Genomic DNA, 20535 nt, shown 5'->3' on the forward strand with positions numbered 1-20535 from the left:
CCCATGCGTTCCAACCCTAATATCGATCTGGTTTCGCGCTTTCTTCGCCTGCCGCTGGAACAGCGCCAGCAGTTTTACCAGCGCCTGCAAAGCCGTGGCATGAGCTTCGCCCAACTGCCGATTGCCTCGATCCGCGAGGACGGCCAACGCCTGCCGCTGTCCTATGCCCAGGAGCGCCAGTGGTTCCTGTGGCAGTTGGACCCGGACAGCGCCACCTACCACATCCCCGGCGCATTGCGCTTGCAGGGGCGCCTGGACCTGGCGGCGTTGCAGCGCAGCTTCGACAGCCTGCTGGCGCGCCACGAAAGCCTGCGCACCCGGCTGATCCAGGACGGTGAGCAGCTGTTGCAAACCATCGAGCCCGAGGCGCGTGTCGAGATCCGGCAGGAGGTTGTTCACGAGGCGCAACTGATGGCGCGGGTCGAAGCCGAGGTCGCCCGCCCGTTCGATCTGCAACAAGGGCCGCTGTTGCGCGTGACCCTGTTGCAACTGGCAGAAGATGAGCATGTGCTGGTGATGGTGCAGCACCACATCGTTTCCGATGGCTGGTCGATGCAAGTGATGGTCCAGGAACTGGTGCAGTTGTATGCCGCCTACAGTCAGGGCCAGGACCTTAGCCTGCCGGGCCTGCCGATCCAGTACGCCGACTACGCGCTGTGGCAACGCAACTGGATGGAGGCCGGGGAGAGGGCCCGCCAGTTGGCGTACTGGCAGGACCTGCTGGGCGGTGAGCAACCCGTGCTGGAATTACCCCTCGATCACCCGCGCCCCGCGCAGCAAAGCCATCGCGGCGCGAGCCTGCAGGTGCAGCTGCCGGCGGACCTGGTGGCGGGCCTCAAGCGCCTGGCGCAGCAAGAAGGTGTGACGCCGTTCATGCTCCTGCTGGCGTCGTTCCAGACCCTGCTGTTTCGCTACAGCGGCCAAGCGGATATTCGCATCGGCGTGCCGAATGCCAACCGCAACCGCGTCGAAACCGAGCGGCTGATTGGCTTTTTCGTCAACACCCAGGTGCTCAAGGCCGACCTCGACGGGCAGATGACGTTTGCCGAACTGTTGCAGCAGACCAAGCATCGTTCCCTGGAAGCCCAGGCGCACCAGGACCTGCCGTTCGAACAGTTGGTGGTGGCGTTGCAGCCTGAACGCAGCCTGAGCCACAACCCGTTGTTCCAGGTGATGTTCAACCACCAGACCGACACCCAGGCCAGCGGTGACGGCCAGCACCTGCCCGGCCTGCGCGTGACAGAACTGGACTGGAACAACCAGACCACCCATTTCGACCTGAGCCTGGACACCCATGAATCCGCTGAAGGCCTGTGGGCCGCGCTGACCTACGCCACCGACTTGTTCGAGGCGGCGACCATCGAGCGCTTTGCGCAACATTGGCAAAACCTGCTCCAGGCGCTGGTGAGTGCGCCGCGCAGCCGTCTTGGCGCGCTGCCGATGCTCGACCGTGCGCAGCAGCAGACGATGCTCCAGGATTGGAACGCGCCGGCCAGCGTCGCCGTCGCACAAGCCGTACACCACCGGTTCGAGGCCCAGGCCCGCCAGCATCCTGAACGCCAGGCGCTGGCCCTGGATGACCAGACGCTCAGCTATGGCGAACTGAACCGCCAGGCCAATCGTCTGGCGCACTACCTGATCGACCAGGGGATCGGCCCGGACGGCCTGGTCGGTATCGCCGTCGAGCGTTCCTTTGCCATGGTGGTCAGCCTGTTGGCGGTGCTCAAGGCGGGCGGTGCCTACGTGCCGCTTGACCCTGAGTATCCGCGCGAGCGCCTGGTGCATATGCTCGAGGACAGTGGCGTGCGCCTGGTGTTGACTCAGTCTCACCTGCGTGAGCGCCTGCCGTTGGCCGGGTCGTTGACCTGCCTGGATATCGACCTGGCCCACGCGACGTTGGCGCCGTATGCCGAACACGCTCCGGCGCTCGACGTCGAGCCGCAGAGCCTGGCCTACGTGATCTACACCTCGGGCTCCACCGGCAAACCCAAGGGCGTTGCCATCAGCCACGCGGCGCTGAGTGAGTTCGCCGACATCGCGGCCGACTATTCGCGCCTGGTCCCACAGGATCGGGTGCTGCAGTTCGCCACCTTGAACTTCGACGGCTTCGTCGAGCAGCTGTACCCGGCGCTGACCCTGGGCGCCACCGTGGTGTTGCGCGGCCCGCAGTTGTGGGACGGCGCCGACCTGTACCGGCAGATCATCGATCAGGGCATCACCCTGGCCGACTTGCCGACGGCTTACTGGAAACTGTTCCTGCACGATTGCCTGGCGGCGGGCCCACGGTCTTACGGGGCCTTGCGCCAGGTGCATATCGGCGGCGAAGCCATGCCCCTGGACGGCCCGGCGATGTGGCGCCGGGCCGGGCTGGGGCACGTGCGGCTGCTCAACACCTACGGGCCGACCGAGGCCACGGTGGTGTCCAGCGTGCTCGATTGCAGCGCCGACGATGGGGTGATCAGCGGCAGCGCCAGCCCGATTGGCCGCGCGTTGCCGGGGCGGGCGTTGTATGTGCTGGACGGCGACCTCAACCTGTTGCCGGTCGGCGCCGTGGGCGAACTCTACATCGCCAGTGCCAGCGGCTTGGCGCGTGCTTACCTGCAACGCCCGGGCCTGACCGCCGAGCGCTTTGTCGCCGACCCGTTCGGCCGCCTGGGCGAGCGTCTTTATCGCACCGGCGACGTGGCGCGTTATCGCGCCGACGGGGTGATCGAATACGTCGGCCGCGTCGATCACCAGGTGAAGATCCGTGGGTTCCGTATCGAGTTGGGTGAAATCGAGGCGCTGCTGCTGGCCCAGGATGCCGTCCGTGAGGCCTTCGTGCTGGCCGCCGACAATCAGTTGGTGGCCTATCTGGTGGCGACGCAGCTATTGTCCGAGCCGCAGCAGGTGAGCGCCGCCGAACAGCTCAAGGCCACCTTGCGCGAGCAACTGCCCGATTACATGGTGCCGGCGCACCTGATCTTCCTCGAGCGCATGCCCTTGAACCCCAACGGCAAGCTCGACCGCCAGGCCCTGCCGACACCCGTCGGCGGCTCGGCACAGCAGGCATGGTTGGCACCGGTCACGCCGCTGCAGCAACAGATCGCGGCGATCTGGGCCGATATCCTTGGCGTCGAGCGTGTCGGCCTGGCCCATCATTTCTTTGAACTGGGCGGGCATTCCCTGCTGGCCATGCAAGTGGTCTCGCGCATTCGCCAGGCCCTGGACCTGGAAGTCCCGCTCAAGACGCTGTTCGAGCAGCCGCGCCTGGCAGGCTTTGTCGCTGCCTTGAGGACCTCCGATCCCGCCGCCCCGAAAGCCCCGGCCCTGCTGCCGGCCGAGCGCGACCAGCCGCTGCCGCTGTCGTATGCCCAGGAACGCCAGTGGTTTCTCTGGCAGTTGGAGCCGCACAGCGCGGCGTACCACATCCCCAGCGCGCTGCGCCTGAAAGGCCAGCTTGACCGCGCGGCGTTGCAGCGCAGTTTCGACGCCTTGCTGGCCCGTCATGAAAGCCTGCGCACCTCCCTGCGCCAGGAGCGCGAGCGCGCGGTTCAAGTGATTGAACCGCAGGTGTCGTTGCACATCGCATGCGCCGATGTCGATGAAGCTGCGCTGAAGGCCCGGGTAGAAGCCGAGATCGCCCAGCCCTTCGACCTGCAACAAGGGCCGTTGCTGCGCGTCTGCCTGCTGCGCCTGGCCGCCGATGAGCATGTGCTGGTGCTGGTGCAGCATCACATCGTCTCCGATGGCTGGTCGATGCAACTGATGGTCGAGGAACTGGTGCAGCACTACGCGGCTTACAGCCAGGGTCAGACCCTGGCATTGCCGGCGCTGCCGCTTCAGTACGCCGATTACGCCGTGTGGCAGCGCTGTTGGATGGAGGCGGGCGAGAAGGATCGCCAACTGAGCTACTGGCGCGACCGGCTCGGCGGTGAGCAGAGCGTGCTGGAGCTGCCGTTCGACCACCCGCGCCCGGCGGTGCAAAGCCACCGTGGCGCACGCCTGCCGATCGAACTGGCGCCCGCGCTCGCCCGCGACCTCAAGGCCCTGGCCCAGCAACAGGGCGTGACCCTGTTCATGCTGTTGCTGGCTTCGTTCCAGACCTTGCTGCACCGCTACAGCGGCCAGGAAGACATCCGCGTCGGCGTGCCGATCGCCAACCGCAACCGCAGTGAAACCGAGCGCCTGATCGGCTTTTTCGTCAACACCCAGGTACTCAAGGCCGACATTCACGGGCAGATGAGCGTCGCGCAGGTGGTGCAGCAGACCCGGCAACGGGCGCTGGAGGCGCAGGCCCATCAGGACCTGCCGTTCGAGCAATTGGTGGAGGCCTTGCAACCCGAGCGCAGCCTGAGCCACAACCCGTTGTTCCAAGTGATGTTCAACCACCAGACCGACGTCGGCCAGGCCCAGGTCCAGCACCAATTGCCGACGCTGCGGGTAGAAGGGCTGGAGTGGGAAAGCCGGACCGCGCATTTCGATCTGGACCTGGATATTCAAGAATCCACCGAAGGTATCTGGGCCACATTGGGGTATGCCCAGGACCTGTTCGAAGCCTCGACCGTGCAACGTATGGCGCGGCATTGGCAGAACCTGTTGCAGGCGATGGTCGCCGATCCGCAGCAGACCCTCGGCCAGTTGAACCTGCTGGATGAGGATGAACAGCGGCACATCCTGCAGTTGTGGAATCAATCCGACGCCGGCTTCCCGGCCCAGCGCCTGGTACACGAGTTGGTGGCCGAGCGTGCGCGGGAAAACCCGCAGGCAGTCGCGATCAAGTTCGACGCACAAACCCTGACCTACGGCGAGCTGGACCGCCAGGCCAACCAGTTGGCCCACGCGTTGATCGCCCGGGGTGTCGGCCCGGAAGTGCGCGTGGCGATTGCCATGCCGCGCAGTGCGGAGATCATGGTGGCGTTCCTTGCGGTGCTGAAAGCTGGCGGCGTTTACGTGCCGCTGGACGTCGAATACCCGCGTGATCGCCTGCTGTACATGATGCAGGACAGCCGCGCCAAGCTGCTGTTGACCCATTCGGCGGTACAGCAGCGTTTGCCGATCCCGGACGGCTTGGCTGTGCTTGCGGTGGATCAGGCGCAGGCCTGGTCCGATGAGCGTGACAGCGCACCGTCAGTGGCTCTGGACGGCGACAACCTCGCCTACGTGATCTACACCTCCGGCTCCACCGGCATGCCCAAGGGCGTGGCGGTGGCCCACGGTCCGCTGGTGGCGCATATCATCGCCACCGGCGAACGCTACGAAACCGGCCCGGCCGATTGCGAATTGCACTTCATGTCCTTCGCTTTCGACGGCTCCCACGAAGGCTGGATGCACCCGCTGATCAACGGCGCGAGCGTGCTGATCCGCGATGACAGCCTGTGGCTGCCGGAATACACCTACGCGCAAATGCACCGTCACAACGTGACCATGGCCGTGTTCCCGCCGGTGTACCTGCAACAACTGGCCGAGCATGCCGAACGCGACGGTAATCCGCCGAAGGTGCGCGTGTATTGCTTTGGCGGTGACGCGGTGGCGCAAGCGAGCTATGACCTGGCCTGGCGTGCGCTAAAGCCGACCTACCTGTTCAACGGCTACGGCCCGACCGAAACCGTGGTTACGCCGTTGCTGTGGAAGGCACGTCGCGGCGATCCGTGCGGCGCCGTATATGCACCGATCGGCACGCTGTTGGGCAACCGCAGCGGCTACATCCTCGACGCCCAACTCAACCTGCAACCCATCGGCGTCGCTGGCGAGCTGTACCTGGGCGGCGAGGGCGTGGCGCGCGGTTATCTGGAACGTCCGGCACTCACCGCCGAACGCTTCGTCCCCGACCCGTTCGGCAAACCCGGCAGCCGCGTGTACCGCAGCGGCGACCTGACCCGTGGCCGCCCGGATGGCGTGGTGGATTACCTCGGCCGTGTCGACCACCAGGTGAAAATCCGCGGTTTCCGTATCGAACTGGGCGAGATCGAAGCGCGTCTGCGCGAGCAGGACAGCGTCGGCGAAACCGTGGTGGTGGCCCAGGAAGGCCCGAACGGTAAGCAGTTGGTGGCCTATGTGGTGCCACTGGATCCGGTGCTGATGGACGATGCGGTGGCCCAGTCCACCTGCCGTGAAAACCTGCGCCGCGCCCTGAAAACCCGCCTGCCGGACTACATGGTGCCCTCGCACCTGATGTTCCTGGAGCGCATGCCGCTCACCCCCAATGGCAAGCTCGATCGCAAGGGCCTGCCGCGTCCTGATGTGAGCCAGATGCAGCAGGTGTATGTGGCGCCACAGAGCGAGCTGGAGCAGGACGTGGCGGCGATCTGGGGTGAAATCCTGGGCCTGGAACGGGTTGGCCTGGCCGACCACTTCTTTGAATCTGGGGGGCACTCGTTGCTGGCGATGCAGGTCATCTCCCGTCTGCGCCAGTTGCTGGGCCGGGAAGTTCCCCTCAGAACCCTGTTTGAACACCCGCGGTTGCAGGGTTTTGTCGAGACGCTGCAGCGTTCGGCAGCCGAGACGGACAGTGCGCCGGCGATTCTGCCCGTCAGTCGCCAGCAGCCGTTGGCATTGTCTTATGCCCAGGAGCGCCAGTGGTTCCTCTGGCAACTGGACCCCCAGAGCGCCGCGTACCACATCCCCAGCACCCTGCGCCTGCGTGGCTGGCTGGACCAGGCCGCGCTGCAACGCAGTTTCGAAACGCTGGTGGCACGCCATGAAAGCCTGCGCACCCAGGTGTACCAGGACGCAGGCCGCGCCCTGCAAATGATCCGGGATGCGGGTGCCGTGGAGATCCTGCATGCCGACGCCGACGAAGCGGATGTGCAGCGCCTGGTGCAAGCCGAGATCGCGCGACCGTTTGACCTGCAACAAGGCCCGCTGCTGCGGGTGACCCTGCTGCGCCTGGCTGACGACGAACACGTGCTGGTGCTGGTGCAGCATCACATCGTCTCCGATGGCTGGTCGATGCAGGTGATGGTCGACGAGCTGGTGCAACTGTACGCGGCCAACAGCCAAGGCCAGGACCTGCAACTGCCGGCGCTGCCGATTCAATACGCCGACTATGCGCAGTGGCAGCGCGACTGGATGGCGGGCGGCGAGCGCGAGCGTCAATTGGCTTACTGGCAAACGCTGCTGGGCGGTGAACAGCCGGTGCTGGAACTGCCCGCCGAGCGGCCGCGACCTTCGGTGCAGAGCTATCGCGGGGCGAGCCTGGATGTCGTCCTGGACCCGGCGCTGGTGAAGGGGCTCAAGGCCCTGGCGCAGCGTGAGGGGGTCACGTTGTTCATGGTACTGCTGGCGTCGTTCCAGACCCTGTTGCACCGTTACAGCGGCCAGCAGGATATTCGCGTCGGTGTGCCGATCGCCAACCGCAGCCGGGTCGAAACCGAGCGGCTGGTGGGGTTCTTCGTCAATACCCAGGTGCTCAAGGCCGATATCGATGCTCAACTGACCGTCACCCAGTTGTTGCAGCAGGCCAAGCGGCGGGCCCTGGATGCCCAGAGCCATCAGGACCTGCCCTTCGAGCAATTGGTCGAGGCGCTGCAACCCGAGCGCAGCCTGAGCCATAACCCGTTGTTCCAGGTGTTGTTCAATCACCAGAGCGAAGCGCGCCTGGCCAACAGCGGCCAGCAGCTTGCCGACCTGAGGGTTGAAGGGTTGGAGTGGGGCACGCAGACCGCGCAGTTCGACTTGAGCCTGGACACCCAGGAGACCGCCGAAGGGCTGTGGGCGACCCTGACCTACGCCACCGATCTGTTCGACGCCGCGACACCCAAGCGCATGGCCCGCCATTGGCAGAACCTGTTGCAGGGCATGCTCGGCGATCCGAATCAGCGGGTCACCCAGTTGCCGATGCTGGAGCGTCTGGAGCAGCAGGTGATGGTCGAGCAGTGGAACGACACGGCGCAGGATTACCCGTTGCAGCAGAGCGTGCAGCAGTTGATCGAAGCGCAAGCCGAACGCACGCCGGATGCCCAGGCATTGCTGTTTGATTGCGAAGTGCTCACTTACGCCCAACTGAATGCTCGTGCCAACCGCCTGGCGCACCGCCTGATACAGGCCGGTGTCGGGCCAGACCTGCTGGTGGGCGTGGCGATGGAGCGTTCGGTGGAGATGGTGGTGGCGCTTCTGGCCGTGCTCAAGGCTGGCGGCGCCTATGTGCCGCTGGACCCGGAATACCCGCGCGAGCGCCTGGCCTACATGCTGCAGGACAGTGGGGTGCAACTGCTGTTGACGCAGGCGCATCTGGTAGCGTCGTTGCCCATCGGTGACTGCGTACAGTGCCTGGTGGTGGAGCAGGGTGACAGCTGGCTGGAAGGGTTTGCCACCTTCAATCCCGAGGTCGCCGTCGAGGCCGAAAACCTCGCTTATGTCATCTACACCTCCGGTTCCACCGGGCAGCCGAAGGGCGCCGGTAACCGCCACTGTGCATTGACCAACCGATTGCTATGGATGCAGCAAGCGTATGCACTGGATGCCAGTGATACGGTGCTGCAAAAGACGCCGTTCAGTTTTGACGTGTCGGTCTGGGAGTTCTTCTGGCCGTTGATGAGCGGCGCACGGTTGGTCATGGCGGCTCCGGGTGATCATCGGGAGCCGTCGCGCCTGGTGACGTTGATCAATCGACACCAGGTCACCACTTTGCACTTCGTGCCCTCGATGTTGCAGGCGTTCCTCCAGGACTCGCAGGCCGGCAGTTGCCAGGGCCTGCAACGCATCATTTGCAGCGGCGAAGCCCTGCCGGTGGACGCCCAGCAACAGGTGTTCGCCAAACTGCCCAAGGCCGGGCTGTTCAACCTGTACGGCCCGACCGAGGCGGCCATCGATGTGACCCATTGGACGTGTGTCGATGAAAACCGCGACAGCGTGCCGATTGGCCAGCCGATCGCCAACCTGCGCACCCATGTGCTGGATGCGCAGTTGCAGCCGGTTGCCGCGGGTGTTGCCGGTGAGTTGTACCTGGGCGGGGTCGGGCTGGCGCGCAGTTACCATCGCCGTCCCGGCCTGACCGCGGAGCGCTTTGTGCCGTGCCCGTTCCAGCCTGGCGCGCGGTTGTATCGTACCGGGGACCGGGTCCGTCAGCGCATGGATGGCGTGATTGAATACCTGGGGCGCCTGGATCATCAGGTCAAGTTGCGTGGTTTGCGGATCGAGCTGGGCGAAATCGAAGCGCGCCTGCTGGAGCATCCGCAGGTGCGTGAAGCATCGGTGCAAGTGCAGGATGGCAAGCATCTGGTGGGCTACCTGGTGTTGCACGACCCGGCCGCCGCCTGGCGTGATGCCCTGAGTCATCACTTGCTGGCGCATTTGCCCGACTACATGGTGCCTGCGCAATGGGTCGTGCTGGACCGCATGCCCTTGAGCCCCAACGGCAAGTTAGACCGCAAGGCCCTGCCGGCACCGGACGCCAGCGTGCATCAGCGGCACTTCGTTGCGCCGAGCAACCCGCTGGAGCACACCGTTGTGCTCGCCTGGCGCGAGGTCCTGGGCCTTGAACAGGTGGGGGTGGAGGACAACTTCTTCGAGCTGGGCGGGCACTCGTTGCTGGTGTTGATGCTCAAGGAGCGTATCCGCAAGGCTACCGGCGTGGAGCTTTCGGTGAGTCAGCTGATGCTCAACCCGACGGTTGCGGGGCAGGTCGCCTGTGTTAATGGTCAGGCCGGCAACTCGTTGATCGTCAGGTTGAACAGCCAGACCCGTGGCACACCGTTGTACCTGTTCCACCCCAGTTATGGTTCGGTGCATTGCTACAAGGCCATTGCCCTGGCGTTGCGCGAGCAGCGGCCGGTAATGGGCGTGATCTGCCGGGCGTTGGCCGAGGAGGGCAGTGAAGTGCCGGCCTGGCACGAGATGGTCGAGGACTACACCGCGCAATTGTTGACGGCGCAGCCGGAGGGGGCCTTCCGTCTGGCGGGCTGGTCCCTGGGCGGCAACCTGGCGATGGAAGTTGCCCATGGCCTGGAGCAGGCTGGGCGGGAAGTGGAATGCGTGGGCTGGATCGACGCATCGCCACCCCAGTGGGTCAAGCCCTTCTGGGACACGGCGGTGATGGTCGATGAGCGCGAAATATCCGCCAATGACCGGCGCGTGGAATTGTTGGGCGCGATGTTCCCTGAGTTCACGGCGCAGATCCATGCCAAGTGGTCGGGCCTGCAGGCCACGGTTGATGGCGACGATGAGCAATGGGCCGGGTTCAACCAGTGGGCCGGGGATGTGCTGGGTGAGCGCTTCCATGAACTCAAGGAAGAGTTGCTCAGTGGCCATGAGGCGCAAATCTCGTGGGAGGTCGACCGCATGCTGGGCCAGCGCCTGCATGATGCCGATTTCAAGGCGATCAAGGCGCCGATCAGTTGCTGGTGGGCGACCTTGAGCCGCACGGGTGTGCATCATCGGTTGATTGAGGCGAGCATGCTGGAGGTCGCCGGCCAGTCCCGGATTGAACGTTCGGTGCTGATCGAGACCAGTCATGATCGGTTGATCGACAACGCAGCGTTCGTGCGCAGCTTCGCCGACGCGATGGCGTAACACCGGGCCTGAACGAACAAGCCCCCGGCCACTGATGGTGACCGGGGGCTTTTTCGTGGGGTGGGGTTCAACGACCGGCCCCTGCAAAAACGCCCCAGGCAATGAATGCACGGGGCGTTAGGGTTGGAGCCCTCAGTAGCCGCCAGGGCGGCTACGAGCAGGCCTTAGAAGTCCCAGCGGGTGCTGAGCATGAAGTTGCGTGGCTCGCCGTAGGCGGCAGAGTTATAGAAGCCGATGTTGGTGTAGTAGGTCTTATCGAAGATGTTGTTGACGTTCAACGTTGCCGACACGTTCTTGGTGAACTGGTAGCGGGTCATCAGGTCCACCAGCCAGTAGGATTCCTGGGAAAACTCCTCGTAGCCGCCTTTCGGGCTGTTGTAGATGTCCTGCCAGCCAACACTCTGCCAGCGAGCGCCGCCGCCGACGGTCAGCTTGTCGAGGTTGCCCTTGAACTTGTACGAGGTGTAGACGCTGACCTGATCTTCCGGCTCGAAGGTCGAGATCTTGATGTCGTTGTCGTCGCGCACAACCTTGTGGGTATAGCCACCCTGGAGCTGCCAGCCCGGTGCCAGTTCGCCCGACATTTCGACTTCGTAACCCTTGGTCACGGCCTTGGTGCCCTTGAACGCGTAGTTCGACGGTGTCGGCGTGCGGTTGTTGTATTCGTCGTCGGACACGGAACGGTTGGTTTCGTGGATCTCGAAGTAGGCGGCGCTGGCGTTTACACGACCGTCCAGGAAGTCTGCCTTGACGCCCAGTTCCCAGTTCTGGCCTTCATCCGGCTCGACCAGTTTGTTGTTGCGGTCGCGGTTGTAGCTTTCCTGCGGCATGAAGATATCGGTGTAGCTGGCGTAGACCGAGTACGTGTCGTTCAGGTCGTAGACCACACCGGCATACGGCACGAACCGTCCGGTTTCCTTGTAGGTCGGGTTGTTGCCAGTGACGGTGTAGTCGACCACGCGGCCGCCGAGCAGCAGCTTGAGGTCGTCGGCGAGGTTCAGGCGGGTGGTCATGTACGCGCCGGTCTGGCGCACGGTGTCGTCGATCTTCGACTGCGGTGTGCCCCAATCCGGTTCGGTCGCGTTGCCGTGCCAGTTGTGGAAGTTCACCAGGTTGGGGGCGAGGTTCCAGTAGCCATTGCCGTTCCACTCGGAAGAACTGATGGAACCGCCGAGGACCAGCTCATGCTCGCGGCCACCCAGGCTGAACGGGCCGCTCACATATAGGTCGGCGGAGTCGCTGACGGTTTCGCCGGTGTACTTACCCGATGTCAGCTGCGAAGTGCCGTCCAGGTTGGGAGTGTTGCCCTGAATCGAGCCCATCTTCGCGTGGTAGCCGTTGATCTTGTGGTCCAGTTGCAGCTTGGTAACCCAGCCATCGCCGAGGTCGTGCTCGACTATGGCGAATAGGGTGCGGGTGTACTGCTCCCAACTGCTCCAGTCGGCGGCGTTGTTGAACGAGCGCTTCACCTTGTTGCGATTACCCTGGGCGTCGATCAGCGGGAAGCTGCCGGACCAGGACGAGCCTTTTGGCAGGCTGTCCTGGTAGTCGCCACCCACGGTCAGCATGGTGTCCGGGGACAGGTCAAATTCCATGATGCCGTAGTAGACCGGGCTTTGGCGCTCATAGCGGTCCATGAAGGAATGCTTGTCCTGGTAAGCCGCCACCGCCCGACCCCGGACATTCCCGGTTTCGGTCAGCGGGCCGCTCACATCCAGCTCGCTGCGGTAGTTGTCCCAGGAGCCGGCGCCCACGCTGGCGTGGCCCTGGAACTCTGCGGTGGGCTTTTTGCGCACAAGGTTGATGGTCGCACCCAGGGAGCCTGCGCCAGTGAGCAGGCCGGTGGCGCCCTTGAGTACTTCGACCCGGTCGTAGATCGCCATGTCGCTCAGGGTGTTACCCGCCGAATAGGCCACGTTGCGCGCAGTGGACGGAATGCCGTCGTACTGGAAGTTGTTGATGGAGAAACCACGGGCGTAGTAGTTGCTGCGCTCGGTATCGAAGGCCGAGACGGTGATGCCCGGCGTGTGGCGCATCACGTCGTCAACGTTGTTCAGGCCGAAGTCGTCCATGTGCTGGCGGGTGATGACGGTCACCGACTGCGGCGTCTCCTTGGGCGTCAGCACCAGGCGGGTCGAGGTGGCGATGTAGCCTGGGGTATAGGAACCGGTGTTTTCGGTCACGCTGCCCAGTTGGTTGGCGGTCACCTGGGTCGGGCTCAGTTCCAGCCCGGCGGAGGTGCCGGCGGCGGTGACGGTCAGCGAATTGCCATTGAGGCTGTGGGTGGTCGACGTTCCTGACAGCAGGGTATTGATCGCCTGTTGCGGGTCCAGTTTGCCTTTGACGGCGGTGCTGTTCTTGCCTTGCACGTCGGTCGGGCTGTAGAGCACCTGCATGTTGGCCTGATGACCGAAGGCCTGCAGCGCGCTCCCCAGCGGCTGCGCGGGAATGTCCAACTCGATCTCTTGTGCCTGCACATAGCCGGCCACCGGCAGTGATATGGCCAGGGCCAGGGCGTTCGGCAGGAGGTTGATGTTCAGGGCCCGACGCATGGATAGCGCTTTGCTCAGTGGGCTGAGACCGAGTCGTGCTGGCATGGGTGTTTTCTCTTCTATGTTTTAAGTGGGCAATTATAGGTGTTTATTGAGTCTGGTTCTCATTACCACTAGTGAGACGTTCCTATCCCGGGAAACCGGAAAAGAAAATTCACGCCGGCGTCATTTCGTGCATGACCTGGCCGGCGCGCAGGCGCACCAATTGGTCGGCGATATCGAAATAGCGGTCGTCGTGACTGATCACGATGATGGTCTTGCCCAGGCGCTTGAGGTCCGGCAGCAGCTCGGTATAGAAGATCCGGCGGAAGGCCGGGTCCTGGTCGGCGGCCCACTCGTCGAACACCAGCACCGGGCGTTCTTCCAGCCAGGCGTTGACCAGCGCCAGGCGCTTGCGTTGGCCGGTGGACAGATCGGTGGTGCTGAACACGCCGTCCTTGACGCTGACCTTGTGGGCGATCTCCAGGCGTTCCAGGTATTTTGTCGCGCTGTCGAGTGACTGGGCGGCGCTGCCCTGGACCAGGTCGTCGAACAGGTAGTAATCGGCGAACACCGTGGTGAACAGTTGGCGATAGTCGTCGCGCTCGGGGTCGCTCACAGCGTTGCCATTGAGCAGGATTTCCCCGGCCTGCGGCGGGTACAGCCCCAGCAGCAGCTTGATCAGGGTGGTCTTGCCGCTGCCGTTTTCGCCGACGATGAACACGATATCGCCCTGGGCGATGTTCAGGTCGATCGGCCCCAGGTGGAACGGTTCGCTGCCTGCCACTGCCGGCGGGCTGTAGCGCACACCGCGTAATTCCAGGCTGTTGACCACCGGTTGCGGGGCTTCGCTGTCATCCATCAGCAGGTGCGGTTCCGGCGAGGAGAAGCGCTGTGACAGCTCACTGATACGACCAAATGCAATCTTCGCCTTGCCCACCACAGGCAGGTAGCCGAGCAGGTGTTCCAGCGGGCCTTTCATGTACAGCAGCACCAGGACGAAACCGGTGATCACGCTAGGGTCGGGGTTGGGGTTATAGGCCTGCATCGCCAGGGCCAGGCCGATCACCACGAAGAACAACATCGAGCCAAAGGTCTTGGCAAGGATGTAGATGTTCACGGAACGCACCTGGATGTCGGCGATGCGGTCCGCGGTTTCCTGAATGCGCTGGGTGTTCATGCGAAAGCGCCGGGGCCGGTGCATGCGCAGTTCCTTGGCGCCGGAGGCAATGGCGTTGTAGTAACGCTGCAGCTCATCCTCGTGGCTGCGCGCCAGGTCGAAGCCCTGGATGCCTTTGCCGCCGGCGATGAACTGCACGGCACTGCCGATCACGATGGCGACCACCATCATCAGGAACATCGGTACCGACAGGTAGGCCAGGTAGCCCAGGCAACCCAGGGTCACTGTGGCCGCAATGGCCAGCGGTGTGAACGCGAAGGAGAAATCGCTGATGGTGTCGACGTCGTGGGTCAGTACCGGGATCAGCCGGTGGGAGCGATAACCCTCGATCTGCCCGATCGGCGCCGACAGCACCTTTTCGCCGAGGTCCTTGCGCAGGGCGGCAATGATCCGTTGGCCGACGTAATTGGTGCCGATATCGGAAATGATCGAACTGACCAGCGCCAGCACACACAGCGCAGCAAATGTCAGAATCACCCCCTGGGTCATCCCGGCGGAGGAGTGCAGCGCATTATTGATAGTCGCCAGCAGCAGCGTGATGGCCAGGCCACCGGCCATGCCCAGGGCGACGGAGACGCTCACGATGGCGCGAAAGGGCCTGAGCAATGCGAGCAAACCGCTGAAGGCGCCGCGCTTGGGGTCGGTCATAGGTACTTCCCGGAAAGTGAATGGAGGGGGCTGGGCACACAGACCCTTACCCATGACAAACGAAGCGTCGGCGCGAGTATTTAGCGCGGCGTGCCCGGCGGTGGCGGTGGCGGATAAATTGCCCGCTGCCTGGTTCGTTCTTGTTGGGTAGGCGCACGCGTAGGGTCGCGTGCCGGATCTATCCAGTGAGAGCGAACCAATGACGAAAAAGAACCTGGTGTATGTGTGGTCCCTGAGAAATGCCGCCGCCGACAAGGCCGGGCAGCCAGTGGCCTATAAGGACCACGAGCGCTACATGAAGTCGGTGCTGGAGTTTCTGGTGGGCTCGCTCAACGATACGTCGCTGGGCGAGGCCTATAACCTGGTGGGCGTGGTGTATGACGACGACGAGCAAAACCCGCGTGACCGGCAATTGGTCGCCGACTATGGCTTTGCCTATGCGCCGGGCCGCCAGTGGCTGTACCCGGCGGACCTGCGGGTGCAGGGGCGTCTGGTCAACGATTTGCTGCTGAGCGTGCCGTCCACCTACCGCCGCCTGCCGCGTGGCAGCGCGCAACACGTCGCCGGCAAGCAGGATTTCGAACGCCGCCTGCACCACACGCTGGTGGAGCTGAAGGCCGATATCGTGGTGCTGGACGGCCTGCTGGTGATCCTCGATGAGCTGGTGCGCCCGGGTGCGCCATTTGCGCGGCGGATCATGAACATTCACCCGGGCATTACCCGTATCGAATCGCCCTACGAGCGCCGGGGCGCCTACGCCACCTGGAACGCCTTGTACGGTGCCCGTGGCCAGGCGGTGGTGGATTGGACGACCAAGGAGACGCAGCCGTGCGAGCCGCTGTACCTGACCGGTGCGTCGTTCCACTACGTGGACAACGGCATCGACTCCGGAGAAGTGTTCCACGACGTGCTCAAGACCGAGATTTCCCCGGACGACACCATCCTCGAATTGCGCTGGAACAACTTCAACAACAGCCTGTTTCCGGCGTTGCATGAAGGTTTGGAACGGTTGGCTCGGCAAAGCTGACGCACGCCCCCTGTAGGAGCGGGCTTGCCCGCGAAAATCGCCAACGATAACGCGTTTATCCTGGATAAACGCGGCGTACTCGGGGGCTTCGCGAGCAAGCTCGCTCCTACAGTGGGTGCAGCGGGTGCAGCGGGTGCAGTAGGTGCGGTGGATGCAGCGGGTGCAGTAGGTGCAGTAGGTGCAGTGAGGGGATTTGTTGTTACAGGTCGCGCACTACCCGAAAGCCGATCCAGTCCCCGCGTGTCTGCGGGTAGATGTTGTTGCGATTGCCCGAGCGCGAGAACACTGGCGCTTCGCCCCAGTCATTGCCACGGATCTGGTAGCTCTCGCAGTTCGGTTCCACCCAGGCGCTGCCGTCGGTCGGTGCGCCGATGTAGTTGGGGTGTTCGCAGTCGGCCACGCGCTCGTAGACGTTGCCGTGCATGTCGTACATGCCGAATGCGTTCGGCGGGTAGCTGCCGGCCGGCGAGGAAAAACTGTAGCCATCCGCCGGACCGTAAGTGTTGGCATGTTCGGCAATGCTGTAACCCTTGCCTTCGTCGAACGGAAACGGGAAGGGCCCGCTGGAGCCGGCGCGCGCGGCGTATTCGCGCTGGGCTTCGCTGACCATGTGGTACGGCTGCCCGGTCTTTTTCGACAGCCAGGCCACGTAGTGTTTGATGTCGTCCATGTCCATGCACACTGCCGGCTGACGCGGGCTCTGGGGGTAGCGCGGCTTGCTGGCGATGCATTCGCGGCCGGGGCGGGTATCGCCGTCGGCGATCTTGACCCCGGTCTGGCGGATATAGCTGTCCCACTCGCCAGCGGTGATCTGGAAGCGGCTCATGGCGAACGGCTTGGCGAAGGTCACGGCATGCATCGGGCTTTCGTCCGGCTCGCGGCCGACCTCATCGTCGGGCGTGCCCATGGTGAAAGTGCCGGCGGGCAGCACGACCATTTCCGGGCAGTCCTTGCAGTCCTTGAACACTTTGCCGGGTTGCGGCGTGGCGGCCTCGGCCAGGTTGGGCAGCAGCGCTGCACACAGGGCGGTGAGGGCCAAAGCGGTCAGGGGGGCGGATGGCGTCATGTGGGCCTCTCGTTCAAAGGGCAAAGGGCGTGCGTCGCCACCGCTGGCTCAGCACGGTCATGTTGTGCTCACGGGCTTACGTCGAGGGTGATGAGCGGTTGGCCAAGGGCCTGGCGGCTTTTTGTACCTGTTCCCACACCCGCAGAAAGTTGCCGCCCCACAGCTTGGCGATGTCGGCTTCGGAGTAGCCGCGCTGGATCAGCTCGGCGGTGACGTTGCGGATTTCGCCGACGTTGTTCCAGCCGTCGATACCGCCGCCGTCGTTGAAGTCCGACGCCAGGCCGACATGGTCGATGCCGATCTTGCGCACGGTGTAGTCGATGGCATCGCCCAGGTCCTTGAGGGTGGCCTTGGGTTCGTCATCGAGGATGGCGTACAGCGCGCTGGCGTACTCGCCGAACGTGTGCTCGGGCCAGGCGGCGATGATTGCGTCGCCCGGCATCAGGGCCACGGCCAGGTTGGGCAGGGGTGGCAGGTCGAAGCGGGCGCGCAGGCTGTTGAGCTTGTCCTGGGTCGGCTGGCTCAGCGGGCGAAGGTAGGCGGAGAAGGCCACGATCTGTACCACGCCGCCGCTGCGCTTGATCAGTTGCAGTTCCTTGTCGCTGAGGTTGCGCGGGATATCCACCGCCGCGCGTGGCGCCGAGTGGGAGGCCACCAGTGGCGTGCGGCTCAACTGCGCAACCTGTTCCAGGGCCTTGGTCGACATTTGCGACACATCGATGATCACCCCCAGGTCATTGAGGCGGTGTACCGCTTGCTGGCCGATGTCCGAGAGGCCGTCGAGAGCGTCGGTGGAGTCATTGAAAAATGGCAGTGGCCGCGACGAGTCGGACCAGGCGTTATTGCCGATATAGCTGAAGCCGAACATACGCATGCCGCGTGCTGTCCACAGGTCCAGTTGGTTCAGGTCGCTGCCCAGCGGGTAGGCGTTGAGCATGCTGATAAAGATCGCGAATTTGCCTTCGCCATGCAGGCGCCGGAAGTCATCCGGGGTGTAGGCGATGCCCACTTCGTTGGGGAAGTCGCGCACCATGCCGGAGATGATTTTGTAGCGCACCTCCTGCTCGTGGCGGGCTTCCTCGACAAAGCCGTCGCTGGGCCTGTGGGGAGCATTGGCGCCGTTCCAGATTTCCGGCCAGCCGAAAACCGTCAGCGCCGCCCCGGACAATCGCCCGCGACGCGCCTTGGCCAGGTCGAACTGGCCGCTGCCGTCGTGGTCGGCCTCATTGCCGGCGGTGCCGAAATCCAGCGGCACGGTGATATGGCTGTCGAACGACAACAGGCGCTCCTGCAGGTCATTGGCCTGCTTGATCACCGCCAGCGGGTAGCCGGCATTGCCTCGGAACCAATGATCCCAGGCCAGGAAACCGGCCCCGGCGCCGATGGCCAATGCCAGTGGCAGGCCGATAAACAGCGCCTTTTTCGAACGTGGTTTTGTCATTGCCGTCTCAGTCAGTTGAGGCCTTTGCTATCTGGGAAGAACGAGCGATGAGCGCGGAAATTTAGGCCTCGGCGACGGCGCGGTAAATTTCCCGCGCGAGTAAACGTTCTAGCTCTGATAACGCCGTTTCCTAAGGTAGACAATGACGATCTCTCGACGTGGGTTCATCGCAGGCCTGGCGCTGACTGGCGCCGCCGTGCCGGCGGCCTTATATGCCCATCGCGAGTGGACGCGTGAAGAATTCCCCATCACCCCCGGCGAAGCCACGGTGGATCTTGCCGATACCGCCGGCCAGCACCTGGCGAACACATTGCGCGGGGTGTGGAACCTGCGCCTTGAAGGCCGCGATGCCGGCCTCAAGGGTTTGCCCGCGCAGGGCCTGGCGTTGCTGCTCGATGTCGCGCCGCGTGGGCGTGGCTTGCGTGGTTATCTCGACACGGCCGAGCACCTGCGCGGCGATGGCGAACCCCGTTATCGCGTGTTGGGTGACTTGCTCGCGGGCGAGGGCACCGAGCTCTATTGGCGGCTGATCGACCGTGATGCCGCCGACGGCGCGCCGGCCTATGAATTCAGCATGACCGTCGATGAAGTCTGGGGCGTCTTCGGCAACGCCGGCAGCGGCACCCTCAGCGGGCAGATCCTCGACCTCGACCGCCCCCTGGCGCTGACCGCGCCGGAGAATCGCTTTGTTGCCCACAAACAGCCGTTTCCCGAAGCCCGCCAACGCATCGGTCTCAACCCTTCGCTGCTGGCCTGGCTGATTTCCCCCGAGCACCGCCTGTTCCACCAACTGTGGCACGCCACGCGCGACCAATGGCACAAGCTCTCCGAGGAAAAACGCGACGCCTTGCGTGGCATCGGCTGGCAGCCCGGCCCACGGGGCAAGGAGCGCGACGCGCGGGGCAAGCTCAAGGATCGCAACGGCTCGGGCATCGACTTCTTCTTCATGCATCGGCATATGCTCGGCACCGCACGTTCGATGCAAGACTTGCCGTCGTGGTCCGCCTTCCCCGAACCGCAACCGGCCCTGGAACGTGATCGCCTGGGCTTCCTGCGCTACTTCGACAACCATGACGGCTTTGCCCTGCCACCCACTTGGCTGGCGCCGGACGACGGCGACTACACCCAATGGGTCAGCGATATCAAAGCCGCCGAGACCTACCACAGCAACTTCCAGGTCTGGGAATCCCAATACCGCGACCCGCGATACCTGGCCAAATTGACCCTGGGCCAGCTCGGCTCCGAAATGGAACTGGGCCTGCATGACTGGCTGCACATGCGCTGGGCCTCGGTGCCCCGCGACCCCTCCAACGGCGCCCCCGTGCCCTTCGCCCGCGACCCGGCAGACTTTGCCGCGCGTTGGTATGCGCCCGAGAACGACTTTCTTGGCGATCCGTTTTCCTCCCACGTCAACCCGGTGTTCTGGCACTTCCATGGCTGGATCGACGACCGCATCGAAGACTGGTTCCGCGCCCATGAGCGCTTCCATCCCGGCCAGGTCAGCCGCCTGGAGGTCAACGGCGTGGCATGGTTCGCGCCGGGGCGTTGGGTTGAAGTCGGCGACCCGTGGCTGGGCCCGGATACCCATGGCTGCAGCACCACGCCAGGCTTGCAGAGGGGGCGTTCGATGGAGATGGACCCAGAGATCATGAAGCTCGCTCTGCGAATTACGTTTGCTGCGCAAGACGAAGCGCTGCAGGGTTTGTTCAAACGGGTGCCGAAGCGGCCATGGTATGCGCGGCATTTGAAGGTCAAGGCGCGCGAGGTGTAGGCGTTTTTTGCTGGAGTTCAATGTTTATGATGTAAAGCTGAGACGGAGATGGTTTATCTTCTGGTCGGCACGTGGGTGTTTTTTATAGGTTTTAGTACTATAAACAATGGAAGATGTTGAAAGAAATTCATATGGGTTGGTATATTTCTACTGATCTTTTATTGGGCGTCGCCACGGTTAAGAAATATCCGACAGCGAGGTCCCTGTCTGTGGTTTAAATCTTCAATAATCTTTGCAAGAAAGATAATCTTTGTGCTTTGTGGGAAATATCCCTGATGCGCAATGGAAAGTTCCCGTCCGTGATTCGGGGGCTGGTAAGTTCCGGCAGTGATACTTCATTCTAGTGAGCAAGCGGACGCCATGTGCCATGTAGCGCTTTG

General features: G+C 63.6%; 7 protein-coding genes. 3 read left to right on the forward strand and 4 right to left on the reverse strand.

Features of this window, described 5'->3' with window-relative positions; translation table 11 throughout:
- Positions 1 to 3: 3 nt before the first annotated feature.
- Positions 4 to 10491 (forward strand): non-ribosomal peptide synthetase, encoded by a 10488-nt coding sequence (locus RGV59_RS18535; RefSeq protein WP_322247022.1) that lies wholly within the window; start codon positions 4 to 6, stop codon positions 10489 to 10491.
- A gap of 164 nt (positions 10492 to 10655) precedes the next feature.
- On the opposite strand, the gene RGV59_RS18540 is transcribed toward RGV59_RS18535, so the two are convergent.
- Together RGV59_RS18540 and RGV59_RS18545 are read right to left on the reverse strand one after the other, a co-directional pair.
- Positions 10656 to 13088: a TonB-dependent siderophore receptor gene (locus RGV59_RS18540; protein ID WP_218276649.1), complete on the reverse strand. Its 2433-nt coding sequence runs from the start codon at positions 13086 to 13088 to the stop codon at positions 10656 to 10658.
- A 109-nt stretch (positions 13089 to 13197) separates the two neighbouring features.
- Complete coding sequence (locus RGV59_RS18545; RefSeq protein ID WP_126587273.1) at positions 13198 to 14850, reverse strand: cyclic peptide export ABC transporter; 1653 nt, start codon at positions 14848 to 14850, stop codon at positions 13198 to 13200.
- Between the two features lie 199 nt (positions 14851 to 15049).
- On the opposite strand from RGV59_RS18545, the gene RGV59_RS18550 reads away from it, so the two are divergent.
- Positions 15050 to 15877 (forward strand): N(5)-hydroxyornithine transformylase PvdF, encoded by an 828-nt coding sequence (locus RGV59_RS18550; protein ID WP_126587272.1) that lies wholly within the window; start codon positions 15050 to 15052, stop codon positions 15875 to 15877.
- Positions 15878 to 16076: 199 nt separating this feature from the next.
- Here RGV59_RS18550 and RGV59_RS18555 read toward each other — a convergent pair whose 3' ends face one another.
- A complete protein-coding gene (locus RGV59_RS18555; RefSeq protein ID WP_126587271.1) occupies positions 16077 to 16943 on the reverse strand; it encodes a formylglycine-generating enzyme family protein in 867 nt (288 codons plus the stop codon).
- A 76-nt stretch (positions 16944 to 17019) separates the two neighbouring features.
- Positions 17020 to 18384 (reverse strand): pyoverdine-tailoring dipeptidase-like protein PvdM, encoded by a 1365-nt coding sequence (gene pvdM, locus RGV59_RS18560; RefSeq protein WP_126587270.1) that lies wholly within the window; start codon positions 18382 to 18384, stop codon positions 17020 to 17022.
- 142 nt (positions 18385 to 18526) lie between these two features.
- Between pvdM and RGV59_RS18565 the strand changes: the two genes are divergently transcribed.
- Positions 18527 to 20155: a PvdJ/PvdD/PvdP-like protein gene (locus RGV59_RS18565; RefSeq protein ID WP_126587269.1), complete on the forward strand. Its 1629-nt coding sequence runs from the start codon at positions 18527 to 18529 to the stop codon at positions 20153 to 20155.
- Positions 20156 to 20535 lie beyond the last annotated feature (380 nt).

This window comes from Pseudomonas sp. FG1 (assembly GCF_034313875.1).
In the GTDB taxonomy this organism is placed as follows: domain Bacteria; phylum Pseudomonadota; class Gammaproteobacteria; order Pseudomonadales; family Pseudomonadaceae; genus Aquipseudomonas; species Aquipseudomonas veronii.

Bases quoted from the DNA above. Each gene is read 5' to 3' on its own strand.
- RGV59_RS18535 (WP_322247022.1), top strand. From the start codon at position 4: ATGCGTTCCAACCCTAATATCGATCTGGTTTCGCGCTTTCTTCGCCTG.
- pvdM (WP_126587270.1), bottom strand. From the start codon at position 18,384: ATGACAAAACCACGTTCGAAAAAGGCGCTGTTTATCGGCCTGCCACTG.
- RGV59_RS18555 (WP_126587271.1), bottom strand. From the start codon at position 16,943: ATGACGCCATCCGCCCCCCTGACCGCTTTGGCCCTCACCGCCCTGTGT.
- RGV59_RS18565 (WP_126587269.1), top strand. From the start codon at position 18,527: ATGACGATCTCTCGACGTGGGTTCATCGCAGGCCTGGCGCTGACTGGC.
- RGV59_RS18545 (WP_126587273.1), bottom strand. From the start codon at position 14,850: ATGACCGACCCCAAGCGCGGCGCCTTCAGCGGTTTGCTCGCATTGCTC.
- RGV59_RS18540 (WP_218276649.1), bottom strand. From the start codon at position 13,088: ATGCCAGCACGACTCGGTCTCAGCCCACTGAGCAAAGCGCTATCCATG.
- RGV59_RS18550 (WP_126587272.1), top strand. From the start codon at position 15,050: ATGACGAAAAAGAACCTGGTGTATGTGTGGTCCCTGAGAAATGCCGCC.